Genomic DNA, 23,064 nt, shown 5'->3' with positions numbered 1-23,064 from the left:
TCAAGTAGGTGACGTCCTAGGCGCTGCGCTGGCTGCGGTTCTTGGCGACACCGCTGCCAGGAAGTCGTTTACGATCTTCGACCCCGCCGCGGTGAGGTCGACGGTGGCGAACCGGATGCGCCGTCCCTGGATGACGACCTCCTCATCGAAGCGGCGGTCGATCACGGGATGTAACATCAGCCCCTCTGACGGGTTCTCGCCCTCGGTCGCCGCCTGGGACATCAGGTAGGCGTAGATCTGGTAGACGTATTCGCTTTTCAGCGTCGTTGCGCGGTAATAACCGGCCTCCGTGACGGAGGTGAACTTGGTGTCGATGACGATCCGGCGCGATCCTTGGCCGTCAGGGTTGGGATGTTCGAGGACGATGTCGAGCTCCATGTGGGGTAGCACTGCGTCCATACCGGCTGACGCGTCGGAGATGTCCCACTGCTGAGTGGAGCCGTGCTTCACCTTCCATCCCTTGCGCGTCAGGTGGTGCCGGTAGATCCCGTAGGAGGCATGCTCGAAGAGCTTGCGCAGGTAGTGGACGTCGTCCGCTGGCAGCGGCAGGCGACGATCGCCCTCGTCCGTGGTCGGGATGGCGAAAGTAAGCAACAGCTCAGCGGTGGCCAGCATTGTCCGGTCGCCTTGGAGCAGGCGCTGCTGTCGCAGGTGGGGCACCTCCGCCAGTCGGGGACACGGACCCCGCACACCAGCGGTCTCTAACTGACGTGCGAGAGAGCGGTGCCGCGGCTCCCTGGGTAGGAGGACGGCTGCTCGTTCGAGCGCCGCTCGGACGAGCCGGTTGGAGGGGATGTCGGTGACGATCTCGTCGAAAGTGCAGTTGACCTGGCCGCGGCTGAGCAGCTGGTGACGTTCGGTCGCGAGCTGGTTGATCCGCCCACGCACCCGCCGCTCGTTACGGGCCACGGAGCGGAACCCGACGGACAGACCATGATGGAGCCGCTGTGCGACCTCGTCGGCCAGCATCCGCGCCACCAGGTTCGGCAGCTCTTCGGGTGCGTCCTCAGCCGTGACCGGTCCATAGCCCTCGGTGCGGAAAAAATCGGAGGCGAAGAACTGCAGAAGCCACAGGTTGCGGACCGGGATCTGCATACTCAGGCGCCGAGGAGCTTCTTGCAGGCCTCGTCGGCGAGGTCGGGACGGTCGAACCAATACTCCTCGAGCAAGGGTCGGACGTCGGTGTCGATGACGCGTTCCCACCATTGCTTGGTGTCCAAGCCGGTGGTGTCGAGCTCGACAGTAGGGGTGAAGTAGGAGTGGCCGACGCAGTACTGGCGCCCCAGCGCGCTGTCGTTGCTGATCTGCTCGTTGAGGGCATGGACGCGCTGGCCGTAGATCTCCAACAGCTTGGGGTCGTAGCCGAATTGGCCGACGTACTCGACCCAATCCCCTCCTAGCCGGGGTCGGAGCTCGATGAACGCGAACCGGCGGCGCAGCGCCATGTCGACGATCGCCAGCGAGCGGTCTGCGACGTTCATGGTTCCGATGAGGTGCAGGTTGGATGGCACGTGGAACCGCTCATCGGGTGTGCGCGGGTACGCAAGCCGCATGGCCGAGCTCGGGTTCCGCTTGTCGGCCTCGATGAGGGTTAAGAGCTCGCCGAGGACTTGGGCGGGGTTTCCGCGGTTGATCTCTTCGATGACTAGCACGTAGTTGCGGGCGGGGTCGTCGGTTGCCTGCTGGCACGCTTGGAGGAAGGGCCCGTCCTCGAGGGTCAGCGCACCACCGGTGCTGCTGGTCGAAGGGCGCCATCCGCGAACGAAGTCCTCGTAGGCGAGTGAGGGGTGGAACTGGAGGATCTGGACGCGTCTGGTGTCGCGTTCGTTGCACAGCGCCCAGCCGAGTCGGCGGGCGAGCCAGGTCTTGCCGGTGCCGGGAGGGCCCTGGAGGACCAGGTTCTTTTTCGATCGGAGTCGTTCGAGCATCAGCTGGAGCTCGTCCTCGGCGAGGAAGCAGCCATGCTCGCGGATCGAGGTGACGTCGTATGGATCGTCCGGCTCCTCGGCGATCTCGGCGACCTCAGCAAGGGGCGCATCGGTGAGCGGTTGCCCCGCAGTGTGATCGTGCGTGCCGTGAGTGCCCAGGGCGTCGACCCAGGCGGCGTAGGAGAGTTCGCAAATCTTGTTGTACGGCGTGGAGGATGAGGCCAGCCAGCTTTGGAGTGTTTCGGTGTTGGCGAGGAACTGCTCGCCGGTGATCTTCGCGCCGAGTGCGAGCTTGGTGGCTACGTCGGGCAGGTCCTTCTTGATAAAGGTGACGTTGACGTTGTCGTAGGCGGCGAAGGTGGTGGGCCGGATCCAGTACAGGCCCATCGTCAGCAGCCGGGTGTGGCTCATCGGACATTCGTCGAAGGCGCTGACCAGGTCTTCTCGGGTGTTCTCGTCGGCGTTCCTCGCATAAGCGACCGCGGCGGCAGCCAGCCGCCACAGGGTGTCGATGTCGTGTGGTCCGCGGTCGATCTCCCAGCGGATGAACCACGACTTGAGGTTGTTCGCGACCGGGACGCCCGAGAACTGGGTCGGCACCGGCGCGGTGACTCCGAACTCGCCGGCGAACGCTTCGGCGATCGCGGCGCGGGCGTCTTGCTTGATGCCTCGGTTGAAGCTGGCGAGCACAGTAAAGGGGTCGACGTCACGCAGTGGGCCATAGCTGCCGTCGAGGCGGTGGTCGCCCTTGAGGTACTTGAACAGGTGCGGGAAGCCCGAGGCCTCGGCGACTGACCAGACCTTCTGGAGCAGGGCTTCGCGGTCTTTGGCGTAGTCGAGGATCCGGTCGGCCAGTTCGGGATAGAAGGTCGTCCAGGTGAAGTCGGCTGTCATCGTTGTCGGCTTGGCGATGATCTGCTCGACCTCTTCGCGGCCGGTGCTGATCTTGAACAAGGTGATCAGAGAGCTGATCTCGTTCTGTGCCGCCTCGGAGAGTTCGTCACGAGGCACGTCGACGGCCAGCCACTCGACAGGTCGCCAGTGGCGGTGGATGTCAGCTTCCGGCCGGAACTGGTAAGGGCCGTTGACCCTGCCGACGTTGAGCGTGCGCTTGTTGCGGTTTGGGGAGACGATGACGTCGCCGACCTTGATCTCGTGGACGAAGCGGTACAGCGTGCCGGCCGAGCCGGCGATCGACTTCTGCTCGACCGCAGGCATGGTCTCGGCGAGGCGCTGCTTGAACGCGTCTCGCGAAGCTGACAGCTGCGAGAGATCGCCAGTGTCGTCCCAGCCAATGCGGACGGCGCCGTCAGCAACGGGGTTGATGTCGGCCTGGTCGTTGTGGATGCCCCACATCGTGTGATCGGTCGGGCCGGTGCTCATCGGTCACATCCTCCGGATTCAAACATCGTCCCCATGCTCTCAGCAAAATGCGACAAGGTCGCCTCAAATCCGATCATCCCGTGCTTACGGGCACTCAAGTTGAGGTCTCAAATTCGATGGGTTGATGCGACTTGGACAACACCATTGTCGCCCCGTGGCGGCCAGGCCCAACCGGCCGATTTGATGTCTTGAAAACCCGTCTCATTACCCATAATCTCAAAACCAGGACGTTTACGGGATACTGAGACAGGGGCAAGGTTGGCGATCGTCGGGTACGCACGGGTCAGCACGACGGATCAGAACCCGCAGCTTCAGCACGATGCCCTGCGCAACGCCGGTGCTGTCCGGATTTTCACCGACCAAGGAGTGAGTGGCTCGAAGGCCAAGCGCCCACAACTGGCTGCCTGCCTGGATCATCTCCGCGAATATGACGTGCTCACGGTCTGGAAGCTCGACCGTTTGGGGCGCAACACCCAACACGTTCTCGCCGTCGTGGATGAGCTGACGTCCCGACAGGTCGGATTCCGCAGCCTCACCGAGGGCTTGCACACCGAGGGGCCTATGGGTACCGCCATGCTCACTATCATGGCCGCCTTCGCCCAACTCGAACGTGACACCATGATCGAGCGCACCCGCGCTGGGCTTGCCGCTGCTGCTGCCAATGGTCGCAAAGGCGGACGGCCGCGCAAGGTTGACGACGCCGATGCCGCGAAGGCGCGTAGCTTGCGCGCGAAGGGTATCGACGCGGCAGACATCGCCAAGATGTTGGGAGTTTCCCGCGCCACCGTATATCGATATTTCGCGAAGGACGTCGCCTAAATTCGCCGCCCGCATTCCAGCCCCGGCCGGATCGCCCCGGAGGTCGAAGCGTTGGTCTGCGAAATGCGCCGCCATCATCGCCGGTGAGGTGCCCGACGAATCGCTCACGAACTGAAGCTCGAAACCGGCAAACAGGCACCGTCTCGATCCACGACCCACGGCGTTCTGGTGCGCAACGGGCTGGTGAATAGCCAAGAGCAGCAAAATAGCGAGTCTACGAACGGTGGCACGTGTAGCGCCGATGGACCTGCGGCTAATTTCGTGCGCGGCCCATCCTTCGCGAGAACTCGTCGTTTTTGCGACTTATTTCGCGCCGTGACTGACAGGCGGTAGGCAAGGTCGGCTTCTTCGCGACCGAAGTTGCTCGGCCTGTTGACGACGGTTGAAAACCAGGCCAGTCGCGACGGGGCGGGTTCTACTCATCGTCGGAACGTTTGATGGTCCGGTGACGCTAGCAGGATGCTGAGGAGTGCTCTGCGGAGTGGTTGACGACGAATAGTGAGATTGGATCACGGCATCCGCTCAGTCGGCATTTCAGCCCGTACCTGATAGGCCGTGGTTAGAGTCGGATCGGTGGGACACTTATTTGTTGCGCATGGCGACCTGGCGAAACTCGCTTGCGATGGTCTGCTTATTCCTTGCGATTCGGCTGGAAACGTGGGCCGCGGGTGGAAGGCGGTTCTGCCGAGGGGTTTGCCGCGATCAAAGGACCACCCAGATTGGCTCGTACTTGATGGTCAGCCGAACGAAGCTGGCGTCATAGGCCAGCCAAGCCACGGTAACCGCCAGGTGTGGGCTTTCGTCGCCGTGGATATGGATGACGCGGCAACGCCTGGCAAAGTTGCCGAACGGGTTTGGAGGGCATTGGGATATGTGGCTGGCATCCTCACTCCGCGTGACGGCCGCGCGGCGCCCCTGATTGGCATACCGCTCGCCGGTGTCGGCCACGGCGGGTTGGGGATGCAGCGGGCGGAGGTCATCAAAAGACTGCTGAGTCGGTATCGCTCAGAGCCGGTGAATGCCGACGTGGCGCTCATGCTTCGTGATCGCCGAGACTTCGCCGCCGTGCAAGAGCGCAGAAAGAAGCGGGATTGGCCTGAACTGTCCGACGATCTTCGCAAACACGCGGATCGCTTAGGGAAGCTCGCGGCCTCGGGCCAGTTGTCGCTATTTCTCGGAGCCGGAGTGTCGCGGCCGGTCGGACTGCCTGACTGGTGGGATCTGCTGGACCAGCTTGCAGACGATGGAGGCGAACCACGCCCGTCTCGGAACCAGGACCCCTTCAAGGCTGCGAGGCCGATCGTAGCTGCTTTAGGGGACCGCTACCACAAGGCGATTCGTCGTCGACTGAAGTCGCGCAAGCACGGGGTCGCGCATGCGCTGCTGGCAACGCTTGGTGCGAAGCGCATGGTAACTACCAACTTCGACCGTTGCATGGAGGCGGCTCTGGAAACGCCTGCCTCCAAGGATTTTCGTGTGCTCACGCGTCAACTGGCGAGGGGCCATTCGCCCTGGTTGCTAAAGCTCAATGGCGATATCCGCCAGCCGGAGTCGATTGTTCTCACTGACATCGACCTGTGCCGGTATCCGAACCAGAGGCAGGCGATCGAGGGAGTCGTCCAGAGTCTCCTGCTTACGAGTCATTTGTTCTTTGTCGGGTTCAGTCTGACCGATGAAAACTTCCTACGATTGGCGCATGCCGTGTCAGAGGTGCGGGCTACGGCCGAGGATAAAGATCCATCCAAGCCAGGCACAGCTCTTGCTTTGACCCCGGATGCATGTGATCGTGCCGGATTCAACGATCTGCATATGTTGACGATGGATGCTCAGTCTGCGAGTAAGGGCGCTAGGTTATTGGAGATCTTCCTTGACAGACTGGTGTGGGCCGCCGCCTCGCGAGGTGACCTTGCGGGCGAGTACTTACTAGACGCCCGCTACATGAGTGGACTCCCCAAACGCGATGCAGCACTTCGTGAGCTGCTCAGCGACCTTTGCAAGACGGCAAGTGTCGACGCGAAGTCCAGTGCGGGCTGGAAGCGTGTCGAAGCCTGCCTGCGCGACTTGGGAGTTGACGAAGCTCTCCTGAAGTAGCGACGCCGTGCTAAATGGCCGCTGCCGGCAGAATCGACGTTCTCTTCCGAAACACTCGCTATTGTCACGGGACTGCCCCTAAGTTCACTTGAACACGTGCTGCACCTCTCGGGGCGTTCGACGAATTTCGAGCACTATCCGCCACACAAGATTGCCCACACCCTGCACACCGCGAGTTGGTGTCACACTCAAGCCGAATAGATCGGCCTCCGTGCGGTGGCCATCGTCGCCGAACTCTCGGCGGTCCACGCGATCCACCGATTACGTGCCACCCGGGGGATCCTGCGACTACGTGAGTATGGTCACCTGACTTGGCCCCACTTTTGCCGGTGTTCTTCACGAATTCTGGCCCCGTAGGGTTGGTGATCCTTCCGGCTGGGTGGGTGCGGTGTGTCGTCACCAATGTTGGCCCCACCCTGCGTTCAGATCGTTCCTGTCGCCCGTCGTCCGCGTCGGTCGTCAGGGGAGGTCGGTCAGGATGCAGTCACGGGTGGAACTGTTCGAGAAGATCAGGTGGGATCGGCGCATCGATGACGTGTCGAGCCGTGAGTTATCGGACGTCATGGCGTGCACCGTCGGACGGTGCGCCAGGCACTCGATGACGCGGTCCCGCCGCCGCGGAAGGTGTACCCGGTGCGTCCCCGCCCGGCGATCGATGAGTGCGTGACGGTGATCGACGCCTGGCTCATCGCCGACGCGAAGGGTCCGCGCAAGCAACGCCATACCGCCCGGCGGATCTGGGAGCGTTTGGTCGCCGAGCACCAGGCCACGTGCTCGGAGGTGACGGTCTCGCGTTACGTCGCGCGTCGTCGGGTGGAGTTGGGGCTGGTGACTCGCGAGGTGTCGATCCCGCAGACACATCTGGCTGGGCCTGAGGCAGAGGTCGACTTCGGCGAGTTCTACGCCACGATCGCCGGGCTGGTTGTGAAGTGCTGGATGTTCGTGATGCGACTGTCGCACTTGGGCAAAGCCTTTCACGTTGCATTCGCCACCCAGGCACAGGAAGCGTTCCTGGAGAGCCACGTGCTGGCCTTCGAGTACTTCGGTGGTGTGCCGGGCCGGATCCGCACCGAAAATGTTCCGCGGAACATTTTCGGTGAGCAGCTAGGTCGGGGCACCGCCGAGGATGCGGAAGATCCCGTCCAGCCCGGCGAAGAAACTGGGTGCGGTGCGGTCCCGCAACGCATCACCACCCGGTATCGGCTCCACGCCGACCACGCCACCAACAGCACGACCCGGCGGCCGGCCACCATCGGACCGTCAGCGAAGTCGTACTGCAACCACAGTCCGGGCTCGGTGGTCCACGGCCGATGAACCCGTGTATTGCCCAGTCGCCATTGGGATTTGGGTTGCGTCCAGCAGGGTGGTGTACGAGTCGGACCTGATCAGCGGTACCGGCGTGTCGTAGCCGAATGATTGAAGGTCATCGCGTGATTCTTCGAGAGACCGACCAAAGTCACTCGAGCAAAGAAGGAACACACGCGATGACCACTGCCCACGATATCGACTGGCCGGCCGTGCTGGCGGATCGACTCACCACCACCCACCCCGACGTGCTGCGCGAGCTGTTGGCCACGTTCATCCACACCCTGATGGGCGCCGAGGCCGACGCGCTGTGCGGCGCCGGATACGGCGAGCGCAGCACCGAGCGGACGAACTCCCGCAACGGCTACCGGCACCGCCAATTCGACACCCGCACAGGATCAATGGATCTCGCGATCCCCAAGCTGCGGCAGGGCTCCTACTTCCCGGACTGGCTACTGGAACGCCGCAAACGCGCCGAGCGGGCCCTGACCACGGTGGTCGCCACCTGCTACCTGCTCGGGGTCTCCACGCGGCGGATGGACAAGCTCGTCGAGACCCTGGGCATCACCAGCCTGTCGAAGTCTCAAGTCAGCGTGATGGCCAAGGAACTCGACACCGCGGTGGAGGCGTTTCGGACCCGGCCGCTCGACGCCGGCCCCTACACGTTCGTCGCTGCCGACGCCCTGGTGCTCAAAGTCCGCGAACAGGGACGGGTGGTCAACGTGCATGCATTGATCGCGGTCGGAGTCAACGCCGAGGGCTATCGGGAGATCCTGGGTATCGACGTCACCACCGCCGAGGACGGCGCCGGGTGGTTGGCGTTCTGGCGGTCGCTGACGGCCCGGGGCCTGTCTGGGGTACGGCTGGTCACCTCCGACGCGCACGCCGGGCTGGTGGCCGCGCTGGGCGCGACTCTGCCCGGAGCTGCCTGGCAGCGGTGCAGAACTCACTACACGACGAATCTGATGGCGAAGACTCCGAAGAGTTCATGGCCGTGGGTGCGTACTCTGTTGCATTCGGTGTTCGATCAACCCGACGCGGAATCGGTTGCTGCTCAATATGATCGGATTATCAACGCACTATCGGACAAGCTCCCCAAGGTCGCCGATCACCTGGAAGCGGCCCGCCCGGACCTGCTGGCGTTCACCAACTTCCCCAAACAGATCTGGCGCCAAATCTGGTCGAACAACCCCCAGGAACGCCTCAACAAGGAGATCCGCCGACGCACCGACGTCGTCGGCATCTTCCCAGACCGCAACGCACTGATCCGCCTCGTCGGCGCCGTCCTGGCCGAACAACACGACGAATGGGCCGAATCCCGGCGCTACCTCGGCCTCGACGTCCTCAGCAAATCCCGAGCAGACCAGAGCTCACCGAACGAACAGGAGGACACCCCCGCGGCACTGACCGCCTGAACCACGACGTCGAAGAATCACACGACGACGTCGTACACCACGTCCCTGGACTTGACCGTTCCCGCAGGTCGGATACGTAAAGGGTCCCGTGTCCGCAGCAATGTCACGCTGTCGGGGGTTCGCGATACATTCCCGCAGGTGAAGATCGGCTACGGACGAGTGTCCACCCGCGATCAGCACCCCGACTCCCAACACGACGCACTCGCCGCGGCCGGCTGCGGCCACATCTTCATCGACAAAGCCTCCGGCAAGCTCGCCCGCCGCCCGAACTCGACAAAGCACTGCTGTCAGCCAACCGTGGCGGTGATCAACTCGTCGTCACCAAACTCGACCGGCTCGGCCGCTCACTGGAAGCAACCTGATCGAGTTATCCAACACGCTGCAGGCTCGCGGCGTAGACCTGATAGTGCTCGACCAAAGCATCGACACATCAACAGCGCTGGGCCGCATGTTCTTTCAGATCCTCGGATCGATCGCAGAATTCGAACACGCCCTCATGCCCGAGCGAACGATGGACGGACTGGCAGCAGCACGGGCCCGCGGCCGTACCGGCGGGCAGAAACCAAAACTCGGCCGCGCCAAGTCGCGCTCGCTCAGGCGATGCATGACGAACTCGGCGACGACGGAAAACGCAAGTACACCGTCGCCGACATCGCAGCCGAATTCAGCGTCACCAGACCAACCATCTACCGGCACCTCACCAAGACACCACCCACGACTCGCTAGCCAGTGCCGGTACCTTGCGACTCCGAGTTTCATCCGCCAACCAATCGAGTTCTACCGCCACTTCGCCCGACTACTAGGCCAGCCGAAGAAATTCGGCTTGTATCTACCCCTACGAACGAGACGCCCACGCCCTCCACCGCTGGATTCGAGAACACCGCCGACGCTTCCAGCAAGACCGCGACGTCTGGAATCGGAAAATTCGCAGCAGATACCTCAACGCCGAACTCCCACCAATCGACCGTTGAAGGGAGGTGAGGTGAGAAAATTGGCGGCCGAACGGGGGGTGCGGTCGAGGCGATGCGTTCGACGTCTAAGTGATGGCCCCAAACATTGATGCCTCCGAGCGGGATCCCGAAGCCCGTCGGGCAGCGCGCGAACAGCGCACTGCCCTCTACGAGGCTGTTAAAGACCCTATGCACCAGGGGGCCCGTCGGGGAATCCACGCCATCACCGCATGCATACCCAACGAAGACGACGTTGGCGAGGTCGTCTACGACGCGTTCTGCGAATTCGAGAAGAAGAACCGGGACGAGCTGAGTTCGCCGCAGGGCATGGCTTATCAAGTCGCGTTTCAACGGGGTCGCGATCGAGGGCGAAAGATAATTCACCATCGGGAGCAGATCGACCTGGTCTCCAAGGAGCCGACGCTGCGGGGCGAGCTGGAATTCCGCGAGGTGGATGCCCAACTCGCCCAGCGGCGCGAAGAGTTGGCCCGTACGGCGATCGAATGCTTGGCGGCGCTGCCAGCAGATCAGCAATCAGTCGTGACCGCCACGGTGATGGAGTCGATGAGCTTGTCAGATTGGGCCCTGCGCGAAGGCAAGTCACATCAGGCGGCCGGTCGACAACGCGTGCGGGCGCTGCAGTCGCTGCGGCGCTGCGTAGACCGTAAGCGACGGGGCCAATGGGACGGGAAGGAGCAGAAATGAGTGACAACCACGATTTCGACGCCCAGATCGATGACGTCGTCGAACGCTATCTACAGTTCCTGCGGGGCCTGGGTCCCGAACCCGACCTAGGGCACCTGACGTCGCCGCAACGCCGGGTCGTGCGGAATCGTCTGGACATCGTCGATGCACTGGCCGACCGCGGTCCGGCGGTGCCGCCGTTGAACCAGGATCCTGTAGCGATGCGGTTGGGCTTGGTTCCCGATACTCGCCCAAGCTCGGGATCGGGGGGCGCGGATCCCACGAGCAGTCAGGCGCCCGCACCCACGGCTGCGCCCGACCCGATACGCTACGTTCTCGACGAACTGGAAGCCGCTTTCGGCGGCGATGTGTGTGTCGACTGGTCCCCTCGGTGGGCACCCGTGATACCCAGGGCGGCGGTCCCGCTGGCGCAGTGCAGTGCGTTGGGCCAGAACATGGCCTTGTTCCTCACCGATGAGGCCGACTGGGTGAACGAGCCGGTCCAGTTGGCGTCATTTCTCCTCCACAACCCCGCCATGTCGGCGGTGGCGCTGGTGACGCGGGATGCCAGGCGTGCGGCTATCTTCAGCGCCGCTGCGTGCAACCCGTCCATCGATCCCGTGCGTGGTTGGTTGGAGCCGGGCGCATTTGTGGTGACCGACAGCTTCGATCTCATCCTGAGGCACTACTTCGAGCAACGGCTTCCGCGCTGGGATCGCGTGGCAGGCCTGACCGAGCTCCTCGAAAGTGGCGACATCACCGCCGGCGCGCTGGAGTTGGTCACCGAAGAGATCGCCGCCGAACTGCGGACGCGACCGCGACTGGAATATAAGAGACGGGCGCTGGAGGTCTTGGAGATATTGGACCCGGCCGCACTCTCGGCATTGATCGTGGCCGTGCAGGCAGGAACGCTGAGCGACATCGGTCTGGTGGACCAAGTGTCGGCGTTGGCTGAGGCGACACCGTGATCCGCAGCATCGGCCTGCGGCATTGGCGCGCCTATGACCATCTGGATTTGACCCTGACCCACCCGGTGACGTTCGTGGTGGCACCCAACGGCGTCGGAAAGTCCTCCCTGGTCGAGGCAGTCCGTTGGGGATTGCTCGGCACACCACCAGATCGGGGCCGCGGGCGTGCGGTGCGCGGCGGACACGACGAGGCCACAGTGACGCTGGTGGTGTCACTGCCCGACCGTGGGGACGTCGAGGTCACCCGTACTTTGCGGCGCAGCGGGGCTGCCACGTTCGCGGCCAGCATCGGCGGGCGCTCGCTGACCGAAGCCGACTACGACGCCACGTTGAGGGAGTCGTGGACCGCGCAGACGGCCCTGCTCGACGCCGTCATCTTCGGGCCCGCTGCAACCGGAAAGATAACGGGCTTCCCGATCCGCGATCACCTGGCTGCGGTCTTCGGGGTGGAACCACTGCTTCAGTCCGCAGAACGCCTGAAGTCGCGCCGCGTAGTAATCGGTAACGAGATCAAGTCATTGCGCGCAGACCTCAGCGGCACAGCCGACGAGATCGCGGCTGCCGCCCAGCGGGTCGCGGAATTAGAAACCGATGAACGCACTGCCCGGCGGGAACGGGAGGAAGCCGTCGCGAAAGTGGTCGGTCACGATGCCGTCGCGGCCCACGCGCTCGCGTGGAAACAGTATCGCGACCTGGCGCAGGCGTACCGCACGCGCACGCAGCACCTGCTTACCGAGATGAGCGGTGCCCTTACCGACTTGGGGGACGACCCCGTCGCCTCGCTGGACTCGCGCCAACGCCGGGTGGCGGCCGTTGTGGAGGAGAGCGTCGCCGCCGCCAGTGACGCTGAGATCCGACTGGCCCGGTCAGCGAGCGCCGCCGAGCTCCTGGCTGATGATGCTGGACGCTGCCCGACGTGTCTGCGTCCCTTGTCTGAGCATGAGCGCCAGACCGCGTTGGATGCCCACGGCCGCGACGGTGGCGGCGCACGCGAAACGATCACCGCGCTTCGCGAACGGACCACGCGCCTGCGCCGCGAACTCGCCCTCATTGGCCGCTTCAGCGCGGAGTTGTCCCGCCTGGTAGCCCCCGTCGAGCCCATGCACCCCGATCCCGGTCCCGATCCTCTCGATGTGCTCCGCGAGTCCCGCGCACACGCCGACGCCATGGCTCAGGTGCACGGTGGGGCGCTGGCCCGGGTCGATGCCGCGCGTCGTGAGCTCGAGCAGCTCCAGGCCGCCGCCTCCGACCAGGTCAACCTGGTGCGCCTCGCCCGAGAGGACGTGGTGCTCGAAGTGGCTCAACGCAGCGTCACCCGAGTCGCGGACCGATACCTAGTCGAGCGCGTCGCACCACTGGCCACTGAGATCGCCCATCGCTGGAAGCTGCTCTTCGGCGCGGATGGACTACATCTGCGTCCTGACGGGCAGTTGCGAGTAGGTCACGCCGAGATCGATTTGGAGCTGCCTGACCTCAGCGGCGGCGAACGGGCCACCGCACTCCTCGTGGCCCGCCTGGTGCTGGCCGCTTCGGCGACGCGGGCGTCGTGCCTGTGGCTCGACGAGCCACTCGAACACCTCGACCCGGTCCGCCGCGCCGGCGTAGCCGCCACTCTGGTACGCGCTGCGCAGACCAAGTCCGTCGAACAGATCCTCATTACGACCTACGAGGGGGAGTTGGCGCAGCGGCTGGCGGCCAGTGCCCCCGAAACCGTCAAGCTGACCTACGTCCGGTCCGCCGACGGCGATCTGGTCTGACAGACCCGAAAGTCGTTGCGACCCAAGGGGGGTGCGAAGCGGCGGGTCCGTCCGACTAGAAGGTGAAGGGCTCGAAAGGCGGGTCCTCTTCACCAGGAGGCCACATGGCACTGCTGAGCACCACCTCACACGATACGACCGCCGCCGCCCCGCAGGTCCGCCCACCCGACGGGCCGCCCGCCCCTCATCCCCAGGATGTCCCGCACGCGGTGTTTGCCTTTGACCTCGACGAGGTCACCTATGAGTGCGGCCGCCCCACCGTCACCGGCGCGGAGGTGATGGCTGCAGGCGGTATTCCGTTGACCGAAGGCATCATTCGGGTTCTTCCCGACGGCTCCCGTGAGGCCGTCGCCCCCGATACCGTCGTGCCTTTGGGCACGGGGGCACAGTTCAAGCGGCGCCCACGGTTCAAGCGCGGGTGAGCCCACTGTGACGCTTACGCAGAGCTTGCGGGTACGCCTGGAGCAGGAGCAGCCACTCCTGCTCCGGGCCTACCCGACGGCCCGGATCATTTCCGAGACACTCGTGGTGGTTCTTCCCGACTACCCGCTGCCCGCCGGATGGTCGCACGTGGCCACCGACGTATTGTTCGCAATCCCGCCGAATTACCCAGTGGGACAACCGGACAACGTCTGCGCTCGCCCGGATCTGACCTTGCAGGGCGGTGGCGCACCTGGAAACAACCAAGGGCTCCAAGTGCACGACGGGCGGCAATGGCTGCAGTTCTCCTACCACCTTGAGCCCGGTGACTGGCATCCCTGCGCCGACCCCGCGACGGGCAGCAACTTGGCTGAGTACCTGGCCGGCGCCCTCACCCGATTCCACGAGACGAGTTGATCTGATGAGCACATTGAAGTTCACCCACGGCCCGCACTGGGACCGCATCCAGGACCACCTGACCTCCGGCAACGGGGAACGGTTCGCATTCGCCTTCACCCGGCCGCTGCAAGAGAGCATTAGCGGCCCAGTACTCGAGGTCCTCGACGTCGCACTGATCCCCGACCACGATGTTGAATTCGAGGGTTCGGGCTGGTGCCTCGGCGCCAGCGCCCTGGACCGGGTGCACAACCAGGCGCTGAGATGCCACACGGGTCTGGCCGAGTTCCACAATCACCGCTTCGGGCCACCGGGCTTCTCGGTAACCGACGAGGATGCCCTGGCGCCGATGGCCTCCTACGTGGTGGATTTGTTGCCCGGCCGGCCCTACGTCGCGGGAGTCTGGGCGCAGAACCAGTTGCACGCCGAATGGTGGCGCCGCAACGGCGGCGGCGGCCTCACACGGGGGACGCTGGACGCGGTAACGGCCACCGGTGATCAGATGCGGGTGCTGAACGCCGCGCCAGTCGCTGAGGACCGCATCAGCCGTCAGATTCCCCTGCTCGGCCACGCCGGCCAAGGGACTGTCGCGGGCTTGCGCGTCGCGGTCGTTGGCGGGGGAGGGACCGGCTCGCAGGTCCTGCTCAACATGGCATATCTGGGCTTCCGGAGCATCCTCGTCCTCGACGACGACACCGTCGAGACGACCAACCTCAACAGATTGGTGACCGCCGACGCCGACGACGTCGGCCTCGCCAAAACCGAAGTTGCCCGACACCGCCTGCACGCGATCGATCCGCGCATCGCGGTCACTGCGCTGCCAGGACTCACCGTCGATGGCGAGCACCCGGAATTGTCCGAGGTGGACCTGATCATCGGCTGCCTCGACCACGACGGGCCACGGCACCGGCTCAACCAGATCGCAATCGACACCGCAACCCCCTATCTCGACATCGCCACCGGGGTCGACGATCGCACTACACCCCCGGCGGTAGGGGGAAGGGTAATCTTCATGCGCCCCGGAGGCCCGTGCCTAATGTGTCTGGGCGAACTCGACACCGCCGAAGTCAGCCGGTGGGCCAAGCCAACCGTCCAACAGCGCTTGGACCGCGAACACGGATACGGCTCCGGAGCCCCGGCCCCGTCCGTAGTGCACCTCAACGCCCTCACCGCCAGCGCGGCCATCGCGGAGTTGGTGGCCTGGATCTCGGGGAGTCGAGCACCGGCGGACTGGCTGGACATTGATCTGCAGGGAGCAGCTAGCCGACCGGGCACCCAGATCGGACCCCGACGCATTCCTCCGGCCGATGCCAACTGCGTCGCCTGTGGCCAACGCACCCAAGCGCGACCGCCGCGCCACTGGTTTGAGTCGTGTTGCCCCACAGGCAAATCGTGCCCCTCGCCATAGTCATAAGATCCGCCACGATGATGAGACTGCTGGCTTCACCATCGAATCCGCGTCTGACTACTGGCGGATCTGGTACTACCTGCTGGAAGCGGCGGGACTCGACGTGCAACTGGTCAATCCCCGCGACGTGAAGAACGTGCCCGGCAGGCCGAAGTCCGACGTGTTGACCGAACTACTGCAGGCAGTTGGGGCTGGGTGTGTGCCGAGAGGGGTTGGGCTGGTTAGGTTCGCTGCTCATGATGGGCGAGGGCACACGCCCGGTCGCGGCCGGGGCGGACGGATCGTCGAAGTAATCAACACGGCTCACCGATCCATCATCCTCTGCTTCGCGTCGACCTTGCCCGACTCAAATGCGCCCGGCCCACTGTTTGGCGGCCCGCTTCGCGTCTTCGTCGGTCGGATGGCTATCTAGGTACACCAGGTGACCTTGGCCATTATCTTGCAATTCGTTGATGGTCAGCACCGCCATATAACCTGGTTTGCCGACCTTCGGGTCGTCCATAATCTCGAACCTATGGTTTCTCTCGACCATTACGTATCGCACGTAAGGCCGAGCCATATCGTTTGACGCTGTCCAACTTGTAAACTGAGCCGCGGCAGCTAGACCCTGTAGTTTCTGCGACGAGAAGCCTTTATACCCCTCATGGCCGCGTCGCCTGGGGATCGACCGAGGGTGAGTGGTCGAATCTGGATCGGGAGCCTGAGCGAACCGATCGTTTGGCCGAGCAGCGCGCTGTTGATCAGGCGGAGATTGTTGTCCGCGGATCGGTCTCGCTGCCCGCCACACTCAAACTGTGACGACCTTCCAAGCGTGACGGTCGCGGACGTTTCGTATCCCAGCATCACCCGATTGTTCCGGCCTTTCCGGCTTTTCCGGTTTGGCCGAAGCTACCGGCGGCCCCGGCGCTGCCGCCATTTCCGCCGCTTGCGCCGCCGGTGCCGCCACTGCCCCGGGTGCCGCCTGATCGCCCTTCGCCTGCGGTGCCGACGGGGATCCCCTCGCCACTGTCGCCGCCGTTGCCGCCGTTGCCGCCGTTGCCGCCGGTACCGCCTTTAGCGCCGTTGCCGCCGGCGCCAGTCACCGACGTACCGCCGGCGCCGCCGTTGCCTCCCTTGCCGCCGGTACCGGCGAAGCCGCCGTCACCGCCGTCACCGCCGGCGCCGCTCGGGACGCCGTCGCCGCCGTCGGCGCCCTCCCCGCCGGTACCGCCGTTCCCGCCGTTGCCGGCGGCGCCGCCGTTTCCGGCGGTGCCGTTGACGGAGTTACCGCCAGCGCCGCCGTTGCCGCCGACGCCCCCGCTGGCACCCGTAAAGCCGAGGGCGCCGGTGCCGCCTGGATTGCCGTTAGCACCATTCATGGATGTGCCGGTGACGCCGGCATCGCCTCCGGCGCCAGCGGCCCCGCCGGCACCGCCGCGACCTGACCCCATGGCGTCGCCGCCAGCTCCCCCGTAGCCGCCGATCCCGCCGAAGCCGCCGATGTATCCGTACCCGCCGTTGCCGCCAACGCCAGTGTTTCCAGTAACCGCGGAGCCGCCGTTGCCTGCGATCCCGCCGACGCCGCCGGCGGCACCGGATCCGCCATTTCCGCCATTACCTGACCCCATGGCTGCGCCACCGACGCCGCCGATGCCGCCGAAGCCGCCCTTGCCGCCGCGGCCGCCGGTGCCGCCGCCGCCATTAACGGTGTTGCTATTCCCGGTGCCGCCATTTCCCCCGGTACCCCCGGCCCCCGCAGGGCCAGTGGCACCGCCATTTCCCCCATTGCCTGACCCCAGGGCGTTTCCGCCGGCCCCGCCATTGCCTGCGGCCCCGGCGGTGGCGCCGTCGCCGCCGTCGCCGCTGAGGTTGCCGTTACCCCCGGAGCCGCCGGTGCTGCCCTGGCCGCCGGTTCCGCCGTTGCCGCCGTTGCCTGACCCCTGGCCTTCGCCGCCAGCGCCGCCGGTCCCGCCTGCCCCACCGACACCGCCGGCGCCGCCTCGGCCTCCTGAAGAGCCACTTGCGGTGGGGGCGCCGTTGCCGCCGTTGCCCGGTGTGCCTCCGTTGCCTCCGTTGCCACCGATACCGGCTGCGCCGTTGCCGCCCGCAGTTCCCGATCCTTGGGCGGCACCGCCGGCACCGGCGCTGCCGCCGCCCCCGCCGTTACCGCCGTTACCGGCGCTGGTGCCGGCCTTCCCGGCGGCGCCGGGAGTGGTCCCGTTCGCGCCGGTGACGCCGTTCCCTCCGGTGCCGCCGTTCCCGCCGCTGCCGCCGTCGCCGCCGTCGCCGCCGTCGCCTGAGCCCAGGGCCTTACCGCCTGCCCCGCCATTACCTGCGGCGCCGCCGTTGCCGCCGGTGCCGCCGATGGGCACCTGCGCCCCAAAGTTGCCAGGGATGACGCCTGAGTTGCCGCCGGTGCCGCCAGTGCTGCCTACCCCGCCGGTGCCGCCGTTGCCGCCGTCGCCTGACCCCTGACCGTCGCCGCCAGCGCCGCCGTTTCCACCCACACCGCCGTTGCCGCCTGCCCCACCGTCGCCCCCGGTACTAGCAGTTGCTGTGGGGGAAGCGTTGCCGCCGGTCCCTGGCGTACCGCCGTTGCCTCCGGTGCCGCCGGCCCCAGCGGCACCGTTGCCTCCCGAGGTTCCGGACCCCGGGGCCGCGCCGCCTGCACCGGCACTGCCGCCGCCCCCGCCGTTCCCGCCGTTCCCGGCGTTACCGCCAGCCTTCCCTGAAGCCCCGGCAGTGGTCCCGTTCGCGCCGGTGACGCCGTTTCCGCCGTTGCCGCCGGCACCGCCCTTGCCACCGTTTCCGCCGGCCCCTCCGTTGCCTGAGATGGAGCCACCGAGGCCGCCGTTGCCGCCTTGACCGCCCTGACTGCCGGAGCCACCGTCGACGCCGGAACTACCGGCCGCGGCGCCGTTCTGCCCGATCATCCCGGTTGCGCCGTTGCCTCCGTTGCCTCCGTTGCCTCCGTTGCCGTACTGGCCGCCGTTACCGCCGGCCCCACCCAGGCCGCCCTGCTTCCCGTTGAAGAAGGAGTTGAAGCCGGCGCCACCAGCACCGCCGTTGCCGCCGCTGGTAGCCGCGGCGCCCTTACTGCCGCTGGTGCCTGTGGTGCCGCCGGTGCCGCCGGTTCCTTTCGCCCCGCCGGTCCCGCCGCTCCCCGCGGTGCCGGTGTTGCCGCCGTTACCCCCGGCACCACCGTTGGCCACTCCGAAGTCATTGCTGGCGTCGTAGCCGGCGCCACCATTTCCGGCGGCCCCGGCATTACCGCCGATACCGCCGTTGCCGCCGCTGCCGTTGACCCCGACGCTGCCCTTGCCGCCTGCGGCGACCCCACCCGCGTTGCCGCCGGCGCCACCGTTGCCGCCTGGCCCGGCGGTGCCGCCGCTGCCGCCGTCACCGCCGGTCGGGGTGCCCGCAGTGCCTACCGCACCGGTGACACCGGCGCCGCCGTTACCGCCGGTCGCCCCGACACCACCAGCACCGCCGCTGCCGCCGTTACCTGAGACCGAACCACCCAGGCCGCCGCTGCCACCGGCGCCGCCGTTGCCGCCGGCGGTACCGGCGAGGCCGTCGCCGTTGCCGTCCGCGCCCCCGGCGGCGCCGGTGGCACCGCCACCCCCGGCGCCGCCAGCACCGCCGTTGCCGTACTGGCCGCCGTTACCGCCCGCACCGCCCTGCCCGCCTGCGGTGCCGCTGCCGGGGTTGGTGGCGGCGTTGTAGCCGTTGCCGCCGTTACCACCGTTGCCGCCGCTGGTCACCGCCGCACCGTTGCCTCCGGTGGTGCCTGTGGTGCCGCCGGTGCCGCCGGTACCTTTCGCCCCGCCAGTCCCGCCGCTACCGGCGGTGCCGGTGTTACCGCCGTTACCTCCGGCGCCCCCATTGATTACGGTGCCGTCATTGCTGGCGTCGTAGCCGGCGCCTCCATTGCCGGCGGTGCCGGCGTTGCCACCCTGGCCGCCGTTGCCGCCGCTGCCGTTGACCCCGACGGTGCCCTTGCCGCCTGCGGCGACCCCGCCAGCGTTGCCGCCGGCCCCACCGTTGCCGCCCGCACCGGCGGTGCCGCCGTTGCCGCCGTTACCGCCTGTCGGGGTGCCCGCAGTGCCTACCGCACCGGTGGCACCGTTGCCGCCGTTGCCGCCGGTCGCCCCGACACCACCAGCACCACCGCTGCCGCCATTACCCGAGACCGAACCACCCAAGCCGCCACTGCCACCGGCACCGCCGTTGCCGCCGGCGGTACCGGCGAGGCCGTCACCGTTGCCGTCCGTGCCACCGTTTATGCCGGTCGACCCGCTACCGCCGGCACCACCTGCGCCGCCCTTGCCGTACTGCCCGGCGTTACCACCAGTCCCACCGTTGCCGCCCGCAAGTCCGGTGCCGGGAGTGGTGGCGGCGTTGTAGCCGGCCCCACCCGCGCCGCCGTTGCCGCCGGTGATCACCGCGGTGCCCTGGCTGCCGGCGGTGCCGATGGTACCGCCGGTGCCGCCGGTACCTTTCGCCCCGCCAGTCCCGCCGGCTCCGGCGGTGCCGGGGTTACCACCGTTGCCACCGGCGCCACCGTTGATCACGGCTCCGTCGTTGCTGGCGTCATAACCAGCGCCACCATTGCCGGCGGTACCCCCGGCGTTGCCGCCCCGGCCGCCGTTACCGCCGTTGCCGTTGACACCGACGCTGCCTGACCCGCCTGCGGCGACCCCACCCGCGTTGCCGCCGGCCCCACCGTTACCACCCGACCCGGCGGTGCCGCCGCTGCCGCCGTCACCACCTCTCGGGGTCGCTGCTGTGCCTGCCGCACCATTGGCGCCGTTCCCGCCGTTGCCGCCGGTCGCACCGACACCACCAGCACCACCGCTGCCGCCGTTGCCTGTGAACGAACCACCCAGGCCGCCGCTGCCGCCGGCCCCGCCTTGACCGCCGGTGGTACCGGCGACGCCGTCACCGTTGCCGTCGGTGCCCCCATTGGCCCCGCTCGAACCGTTGCCGCCAGTGCCGCCTGCGCCGCCGTTGCCGTACTGGCCGCCGTTACCGCCTGCACCGCCCTGCCCGCCCGCAAGTCCGGTGCCGGGACTAGTGGCGGCGTTGAAGCCAGCCCCACCCGCACCGCCATTACCGCTGCTGGTCACTGACGTGCTCGCGCCCTGGTTCCCGGCGCTGCCGCCGGTGCCGCCGGTGCCTTTCGCGCCGCCGGTCCCGCCGCTTGCTGAGTTGCCGCCGTTGCCGCCGTTGCCGCCGGCGCCACCGTTGATCACGGCGCCGTCGTTGCTGGCGTTGTAGCCTGCGCCACCATTGCCGGCGGTGCCGGCGGTGCCGCTCTGGCCGCCGTTGCCGCCGCTGCCGTTAGCCCCGACGGTGCCTTTGCCGCCTGCGGCGACCCCGCCTGCGTTGCCGCCGGCCCCGCCGTTACCGCCCGCCCCGGCGGCGCCGCCATCACCGCCGTCACCACCTGTCGGGGTGGCTGCAGTGCCTACCGCACCCGCGAGCCCGGCGCCGCCGTTGCCGCCGGTCGCCCCGACACCACCAGCACCGCCGCTGCCGCCGTTACCCGAGACCGAACCACCCAAGCCGCCGCTACCGCCTGCACCGCCCTGGCCGCCCGCGGTCCCGGCGAGCCCGTCGCCGTCGCCATCGGTACCGCCCGCGGTCCCGGTCGATCCGCTACCGCCGGCGCCACCAGATCCGCCGTTGCCGTACTGGCCGCCGTTACCGCCCGCACCGCCCTGGCCGCCCGCAAGTCCGGTGCCGGGACTGGTGGCGGCGTTGTAGCCGGCCCCACCCGCGCCGCCATTACCGCCGCTAGTCACCGCGGTGCCCTGGCTGCCCGCTGTGCCGGTGGCGCCACCAGTACCGCCGGTGCCTTTCGCGCCGCCGGTCCCGCCACTGCCCGCGGTGGCGGTAGTGCCGCCGTTACCCCCGGCACCGCCATTGATTACGGTGCCGTCGTTGCTGGCGTCATAGCCGGCACCGCCGTTGCCGGCACCCCCGGCGACGCCGCCCTGGCCGCCGTTGCCGCCGCTGCCGTTAACCCCGACGCTGCCCTTGCCGCCAGCGGCGACCCCACCCGCGTTGCCGCCGGCCCCGCCGTTGCCACCCGCTCCGGCGGTGCCGCCGTTGCCGCCGTTACCACCGGTCGGGGTGGCCGCAGTGCCTGCCGCACCCGCGAGCCCGGCGCCGCCGTTGCCGCCGGCCGCACCGACACCACCAGCACCACCGCTGCCGCCGTTACCCGAGACCGAACCACCCAAGCCGCCGCTGCCACCGGCACCGCCCTGGCCGCCCGCGGTCCCTGCGAGGCCATCACCATTGCCGTCCGTGCCACCGTTTGCGCCGGTCGAACCGCTACCCCCGGCACCACCCACACCGCCGTTGCCGTACTGCCCGCCGTTACCACCCGCACCGCCCTGGCCGCCTGTAACGCCGGGGATGAGGCCTGTGCTGGCGTCATAGCCCGCCCCGCCGGTCCCACCGTTACCGCCAGTGGTGATGCTGCCCGCTGCTCCGGTCGCACCGTCGACGGCGCCGACGCCGCCGCCGGCACCACCAGCACCACCTGTGCCCACACCGCCCGGGTTCCCGCCGTTACCGCCGACGCCCCCATCCGGATTGGCCAAGGTGCCCGCCGCGCCGACACCGCCGTTGCCGCCCGCACCCGCAATGCCACCCGCACCGCCGGTGCCGCCGTTGCCGTTGGCGCCCGCCGCCCCCAACAAGGAACCCTTACCGCCGACCCCGCCCACACCGCCGCTACCACCCAGGCCACCGCTACCGCCGGTGCTGCCGTCGCCGCCGGCACCGTTGTTGGTGCCGAACACCCCGGCTGCCCCGGCCACGCCCGCCCCACCGATGCCGCCAGCGCCGCCGAACCCGCCGAGGCCTCCCGCGCCGCCATTGCCGAACAGCAGACCGGCGGCCCCGCCAGCCCCGCCGCTGCCACCGATGCCGCCGACACCACCCAGGCCCGCGGTCAGACCCGTCGAGCCGGTGACCCCGGTCCCACCCGTCCCCCCGGCCCCGCCGTTGCCGAACAGGAAGGCATCACCACCGCGGCCACCCGTCTGCCCGGCCGCACCCGAACCCCCAGCACCACCATTGCCGAACAAGATGCCGCCGGCGCCACCGTTCTGCCCGGTACCCGCCGCACCATTGAAACCATCACCGAGCAGCGGCCGACCCAGCAACGCATTCGTCGGGGCGTTGATCAGCCCCAGCAACAGCTGGTCGATGCTGGCTGTCTCCGCCGACCCATACGCGCCAGCACCACTGGTCAAGGTCTGCAGGAACTGCTCATGAAACCCCGCCGCCGCCGAACTGACCTGCTGATACTGCTGCCCATACGTCCCGAACAGTGCTGCGATCGCCGCCGAGACCTCATCGCCAGCAGCCACCGCAAGCTGCGTCGTCAACACTGACGCCTGCTGATTCGCCGCACCGATCGCTGAGCCGATCCCCGCGACATCGGCAGCAGTCGCACTCAACACAGCAGTATTAACAATCACAAACGACACCGAGGGCTCCCACCGTCAACAGGCCACCGGCACCGGCATATTTGACGGACCAG

Annotated in this window: 14 protein-coding genes and 4 pseudogenes; 13 read left to right on the top strand and 5 right to left on the bottom strand. The window is 67.3% G+C overall.

Features of this window, described 5'->3' with window-relative positions; translation table 11 throughout:
* Positions 1–1,095 (bottom strand): 5-methylcytosine restriction system specificity protein McrC, encoded by a 1,095-nt coding sequence (locus ACZY1I_RS24100; RefSeq protein ID WP_463758235.1) that lies wholly within the window; start codon positions 1,093–1,095, stop codon positions 1–3.
* A 2-nt stretch (positions 1,096–1,097) separates the two neighbouring features.
* Positions 1,098–3,311, bottom strand: coding sequence for an AAA family ATPase (locus tag ACZY1I_RS24095; RefSeq protein WP_463758232.1), 2,214 nt, complete (start codon positions 3,309–3,311; stop codon positions 1,098–1,100).
* A gap of 258 nt (positions 3,312–3,569) precedes the next feature.
* Here ACZY1I_RS24095 and ACZY1I_RS24090 point away from each other — a divergent pair, with 258 nt between their 5' ends.
* Entirely contained in the window at positions 3,570–4,130 is a 561-nt protein-coding gene (locus ACZY1I_RS24090; protein WP_463758230.1) for a recombinase family protein, read from the top strand.
* A 573-nt stretch (positions 4,131–4,703) separates the two neighbouring features.
* Positions 4,704–6,221 (top strand): SIR2 family protein, encoded by a 1,518-nt coding sequence (locus tag ACZY1I_RS24085; protein WP_463758227.1) that lies wholly within the window; start codon positions 4,704–4,706, stop codon positions 6,219–6,221.
* A 1,107-nt stretch (positions 6,222–7,328) separates the two neighbouring features.
* Here the strand turns inward: ACZY1I_RS24085 and ACZY1I_RS24080 are convergent.
* Positions 7,329–7,567 (bottom strand): annotated as a pseudogene (locus tag ACZY1I_RS24080) (IS21 family transposase); the annotation flags it as partial.
* A gap of 138 nt (positions 7,568–7,705) precedes the next feature.
* Between ACZY1I_RS24080 and ACZY1I_RS24075 the strand changes: the two are divergent.
* The 11 genes and pseudogenes from ACZY1I_RS24075 to ACZY1I_RS24025 all read left to right on the top strand — a co-directional run.
* The gene (locus ACZY1I_RS24075) at positions 7,706–8,941 is read left to right on the top strand and encodes an IS256 family transposase (RefSeq protein WP_463758225.1); all 1,236 of its coding nucleotides are present in this window, start codon (positions 7,706–7,708) and stop codon (positions 8,939–8,941) included.
* Between the two features lie 138 nt (positions 8,942–9,079).
* Positions 9,080–9,199: pseudogene (locus tag ACZY1I_RS24070) on the top strand (recombinase family protein); the annotation flags it as partial.
* A gap of 148 nt (positions 9,200–9,347) precedes the next feature.
* Positions 9,348–9,428: pseudogene (locus ACZY1I_RS24065) on the top strand (recombinase family protein); the annotation flags it as partial.
* Between the two features lie 113 nt (positions 9,429–9,541).
* Positions 9,542–9,667, top strand: a complete 126-nt coding sequence (locus tag ACZY1I_RS24060; protein WP_463758590.1) for an ArsR family transcriptional regulator — start codon at positions 9,542–9,544, stop codon at positions 9,665–9,667.
* Positions 9,668–9,984: 317 nt separating this feature from the next.
* Entirely contained in the window at positions 9,985–10,596 is a 612-nt protein-coding gene (locus tag ACZY1I_RS24055; protein ID WP_463758223.1) for an RNA polymerase sigma factor, read from the top strand.
* Positions 10,593–11,543, top strand: a complete 951-nt coding sequence (locus ACZY1I_RS24050) for a hypothetical protein (RefSeq protein WP_463758221.1) — start codon at positions 10,593–10,595, stop codon at positions 11,541–11,543. The genes ACZY1I_RS24055 and ACZY1I_RS24050 overlap by 4 nt, the downstream gene beginning before the upstream one ends.
* A complete protein-coding gene (locus tag ACZY1I_RS24045; protein WP_463758218.1) occupies positions 11,540–13,300 on the top strand; it encodes an AAA family ATPase in 1,761 nt (586 codons plus the stop codon). Before ACZY1I_RS24050 ends, ACZY1I_RS24045 begins: the two co-directional genes overlap by 4 nt.
* Before the next feature lie 104 nt (positions 13,301–13,404).
* Complete coding sequence (locus tag ACZY1I_RS24040; RefSeq protein ID WP_463758216.1) at positions 13,405–13,722, top strand: hypothetical protein; 318 nt, start codon at positions 13,405–13,407, stop codon at positions 13,720–13,722.
* Positions 13,723–13,729: 7 nt separating this feature from the next.
* Entirely contained in the window at positions 13,730–14,137 is a 408-nt protein-coding gene (locus tag ACZY1I_RS24035; RefSeq protein ID WP_463758214.1) for an E2/UBC family protein, read from the top strand.
* A gap of 4 nt (positions 14,138–14,141) precedes the next feature.
* A complete protein-coding gene (locus ACZY1I_RS24030; protein WP_463758211.1) occupies positions 14,142–15,524 on the top strand; it encodes a ThiF family adenylyltransferase in 1,383 nt (460 codons plus the stop codon).
* A gap of 37 nt (positions 15,525–15,561) precedes the next feature.
* Positions 15,562–15,690: pseudogene (locus ACZY1I_RS24025) on the top strand (IS110 family transposase); the annotation flags it as partial.
* Between the two features lie 180 nt (positions 15,691–15,870).
* Here ACZY1I_RS24025 and ACZY1I_RS24020 read toward each other — a convergent pair.
* Together ACZY1I_RS24020 and ACZY1I_RS24015 are read right to left on the bottom strand one after the other, a co-directional pair.
* Positions 15,871–16,026, bottom strand: a complete 156-nt coding sequence (locus ACZY1I_RS24020) for a hypothetical protein (RefSeq protein WP_463758588.1) — start codon at positions 16,024–16,026, stop codon at positions 15,871–15,873.
* A 340-nt stretch (positions 16,027–16,366) separates the two neighbouring features.
* Positions 16,367–23,011, bottom strand: coding sequence for a PE family protein (locus ACZY1I_RS24015; RefSeq protein WP_463758209.1), 6,645 nt, complete (start codon positions 23,009–23,011; stop codon positions 16,367–16,369).
* Positions 23,012–23,064 lie beyond the last annotated feature (53 nt).

It is taken from the genome of Mycobacterium sp. IDUB_37 (assembly GCF_055419245.1).
This window is presented reverse-complemented; position numbering and strand designations above follow the sequence as displayed.